Genomic DNA, 3,780 nt, shown 5'->3' with positions numbered 1-3,780 from the left:
CCCACAATCTGCTTGTAGACTATGCCAACAGGTGCTTTTGATTCACTGATCTGCCTAAACAGACCTGCTGTTGCATCAACGTTACAGCTGAGCAACAAGAATGAAAGGATCAGTGAAAATGTTATTGAAATTATTATATGTTTTTTCTGCATGGAAAGGACTCCTATTGCCTATAGCTAATGGCGAGGGTGATGGGTACAAAACCAACGAGCGCATTGTCTTTCTGCAAATCTTCCTTGTAATTAAACTCAGGGATCAACCAAAGTCCGGTATTGATACCAAATCCCCAGTTCTCTCCAGGAAACCAAGTGACGCCAACTTCCATGTTTGCGTACATGGTCATCATGGAAGCGTCATTGTACTTGATATATGCTCCACCAAGCCCAAAGGAAATGGGGAGGTCCCATTCACCTTGGACAGGGATATATGAATACTTCGCGTAAAAAGGAACTGCAGTGAACAACATATTTGATGCAGAAAAATTGAAGTTATAGCCGATCTCACCACCAATTGCTGTCTTTGGTGTATTGAAAACCTGATAACTAATGGCACCATATCCACCAACCTTCATACCCGTATTCCCTTCTCCCGGGCCGACCAACGTGGATGGAGAATCATCGGAAAAGAAATGGGTAAAAGCAGGAATGGTGGTTCCTATCGTGAATGAGAAGATTTGATTTCCTTTATCATAGGTGTCAGCTGCAAAGAGAGAAGTTGAAAGCAAGACAAGGAATAGTGATAACAGTAGTAATTTTTTCATTCGGTACCTCAGTATATGTACAGGAAACCAGGTGGTTTCCTGTCAGTTACAATAGCATAGCTTCATACCCATTGAAAAGTATAGTAACAGAAGAATGGAAAAGCAAACAGACGGTTTACCTTTGTTGCCATTCATTGGGATTTTGCGGTACTGTAGGGGATATCAAGGAGCAAGACATGCAGATACTATCAGGAAAAGAAGTAGCGCAAAACGTATATGATACACTCACCGACGAAGCAAAACATTTCTTGGAGAATTATGGGTATGCACCAACTCTTGCAGTTGTTCTGGTAGGGGAAGACCCAGCGAGTCAAAGCTATGTGGCCGGGAAGAAGAAAGCCTGTCTCTCTCTTGGTTTTGGACATAAGGACTACCATCTTCCCTCTGATACTTCTCAACAGCAGCTTCTTGATTTGATCCACCAATTAAATGAAGACTCCTCTGTGCATGGGATCTTGGTGCAGATGCCGCTACCTGAGGGACTCAATCCTGAAGAGGTGATCCGATCCATTGCTGTTGAGAAAGATGTAGATGGCTTTCATCCCCAGAGCGTAGGGAACCTCCTGATCGGCAACCCTGGCTTTGTAAGCTGCACACCGAAGGGAGTGATGGAAATACTTGACTATTACCATATAGAGACAGCCGGCAAGCACGCTGTGATCGTGGGGAGAAGCAATATTGTAGGAAAGCCCATGGCAAGCCTCCTGATTCAGAAGGGAAGAGATGCAACGGTGACCATCTGTCATTCAAGAACGAAAGATCTCCCATCTATCACAAGCCAGGCAGATATTCTCATTGCTGCAATGGGGAGGCCCCACTTTATTACCTCCGACATGGTAAAAGATGGGGTAGTGGTCATTGATGTAGGAATTAACAGAATTGAGGACGCAAGTTGTAAACGTGGCTATCGACTGGTAGGAGATGTCGACTATGAACACGTCGCACCACGCTGCAATGCAATTACTCCTGTTCCCGGTGGGGTCGGGGTAATGACCATTGCCATGCTCATGAAAAATACCATGCAAGCTGCAAAGCAATTTGCAAGCAAGGAAGTGAAATGATTCACACATATTGGCTTGAGACCTACGGTTGCCAGATGAACATTGCCGAGAGCAATGCACTGGAACTACAACTCAAAGGAGCCGGATTGGTTCCTGCAGCAAGTGCTGAACAAGCAGATTGCGCTATTTTGAATACATGTACTGTACGTAAAAGTGCTGATAATCGTATCTGGGGAAGACTTGGTTTCTTCGGTCGGATCAAGAAAGAGCGACCTTTTACCTTGATTGTAACCGGCTGCATGGCTGAACGCCTCCAGGAAGACCTGAAGGATGAGGCACCACAGGTAGATTATGTAATCGGGACGAACGACAAACAACGTATCGTCAATATCCTCACCAGCAAGGACGGGAAAATGGACGAGCACTCCCAGTCCTATACATTTGAATCATCATACTATCAGGAAGGTGAGTTCAGCTCCTTCATTCCCATCATGAACGGCTGTAACAATTTTTGTGCCTACTGCATTGTTCCCTATGTACGAGGAAGAGAAGTCTCCCGTCCCGTTGATGATATCATCAAGGAATTTGCATTCCTCGACTCCAAGGGAGTAAAGGAAGTGACCCTGCTTGGGCAGAACGTAAACAGTTATCACTTTGAGCAGGATGGGGAAATTATCAATTTTCCCAAGTTGCTGAAAATCCTGGCTGCCCAGAAGCACTCGGTCAAGTGGATACGTTTTGAAAGCCCCCACCCCAAGGATTTTACCAGCGAACTGGTACAGGTGATCAAGGAAGAGAAAGTAATAGCCCGTCACCTGCATATCCCATTGCAGAGTGGATCAACGAGAATCCTCTCCCTCATGAACCGCAAATACTCTCAGGAACAATTTCTTTCACTGATTGATGAAATCAGGGAAGCAGTACCAGAGATTACGTTCTCCACTGATGTAATGGTGGGCTTCCCCTCCGAAACAGAGGAGGAGTATCAGGAAACACTGCGTGTTCTCTCTCATATGAGGTGTCTTGAAGCCTTCATGTACTACTTCAATCCCAGGGAAGGCACCAAGGCCGTAGACATGGAAGGACAAGTGGATGAGGAGGTAAGGAAGAGACGGTTGAGTGAACTTATTACGTTCCAACATGCCATTTTTGCAGAAGAAAAGACAAAACGCAGTCATGAGGAAGTTGAGGTATTGGTTACCCAGGTTTCCAAGCATGATGATTCCCAGATGCTCGGGAAAACAGAGCACAATGAAATGGTCGTTTTCCCTGGTTCTCCTGAAAAAGGAAGCATAGTTTCTGTCCGCCTAACTGGGTTGAAGGGAAACACGTATAGCGGTATTCTGTTATAGTTGGGTGTGTAATGGAAAAACAACAAGCATTCGAGAAAAAATTCAATACACTGAGAGCAATGATCAGGGGAAGCCGTTCCCTGGTTGTGCTTACTGGTGCAGGCATCTCAACGCTCTCCGGAATACCTGACTTTCGAAGCAGCAGTGGAGTATATGCCAAACGTTGGAATGGGTATCAAGTTGAAGAGATCTTGAGTATCGGATTTTTCCATGCTCATCCAGAACTATTCTACGAATGGGCGAAAGAGTTCTGGTATAATTTGGATTCCTATCAACCGAATGTAATACATACCAGTCTGGCTACCTTGGAGAGAAAAGGCTACGTACGAGGTGTTTTCACACAAAACATCGATATGTTGCATAAAAAGGCAGGAAGCCGAAAATGTTATGAATTGCATGGGAGTGCTGAACACCACCACTGTACAAACTGCAACAGCTACTACTCCTATGCATTCATTGCCCCTATCGTATTGAACGGGGAAGTACCACGGTGTACTCAGTGTGGGGCTGTGATAAAACCGGATATCACCTTCTATGGAGAGAACCTTGATGCCTTGGTACTAGCCAAGGCATATGAGATGTTCAGCCATAGTGATCTTACACTTGTCCTGGGCTCCTCACTGTTGGTACAACCTGCTGCAAACCTGCCGTATCTTTCACTGCAAAA

At 45.2% G+C, this 3,780-nt stretch carries 4 protein-coding genes; 3 read left to right on the top strand and 1 reads right to left on the bottom strand.

Annotation, left to right across the window (positions count from 1 at the left end):
* Positions 1-163: 163 nt before the first annotated feature.
* Positions 164-760 carry a TP0733 family outer membrane beta-barrel protein gene (locus AB7S66_RS11945; protein WP_428520295.1) on the bottom strand — a complete coding sequence of 199 codons (597 nt, stop codon included), beginning with the start codon at positions 758-760 and terminating at the stop codon, positions 164-166.
* 176 nt (positions 761-936) lie between these two features.
* On the opposite strand from AB7S66_RS11945, the gene folD reads away from it, so the two are divergent.
* The 3 genes from folD to AB7S66_RS11930 all read left to right on the top strand — a co-directional run.
* Positions 937-1,821 (top strand): bifunctional methylenetetrahydrofolate dehydrogenase/methenyltetrahydrofolate cyclohydrolase FolD, encoded by an 885-nt coding sequence (folD, locus tag AB7S66_RS11940; RefSeq protein ID WP_428520293.1) that lies wholly within the window; start codon positions 937-939, stop codon positions 1,819-1,821.
* The gene (gene miaB, locus AB7S66_RS11935; protein WP_428520291.1) at positions 1,818-3,113 is read left to right on the top strand and encodes a tRNA (N6-isopentenyl adenosine(37)-C2)-methylthiotransferase MiaB; all 1,296 of its coding nucleotides are present in this window, start codon (positions 1,818-1,820) and stop codon (positions 3,111-3,113) included. The genes folD and miaB overlap by 4 nt, the downstream gene beginning before the upstream one ends.
* Positions 3,114-3,124: 11 nt before the next feature.
* Positions 3,125-3,780: SIR2 family NAD-dependent protein deacylase (locus AB7S66_RS11930; RefSeq protein WP_428520289.1), on the top strand; the 656-nt coding region annotated here is incomplete at its 3' end.

The organism is Sphaerochaeta sp. (assembly GCF_050178175.1).
GTDB lineage: Bacteria > Spirochaetota > Spirochaetia > Sphaerochaetales > Sphaerochaetaceae > Sphaerochaeta.
This window is presented reverse-complemented; position numbering and strand designations above follow the sequence as displayed.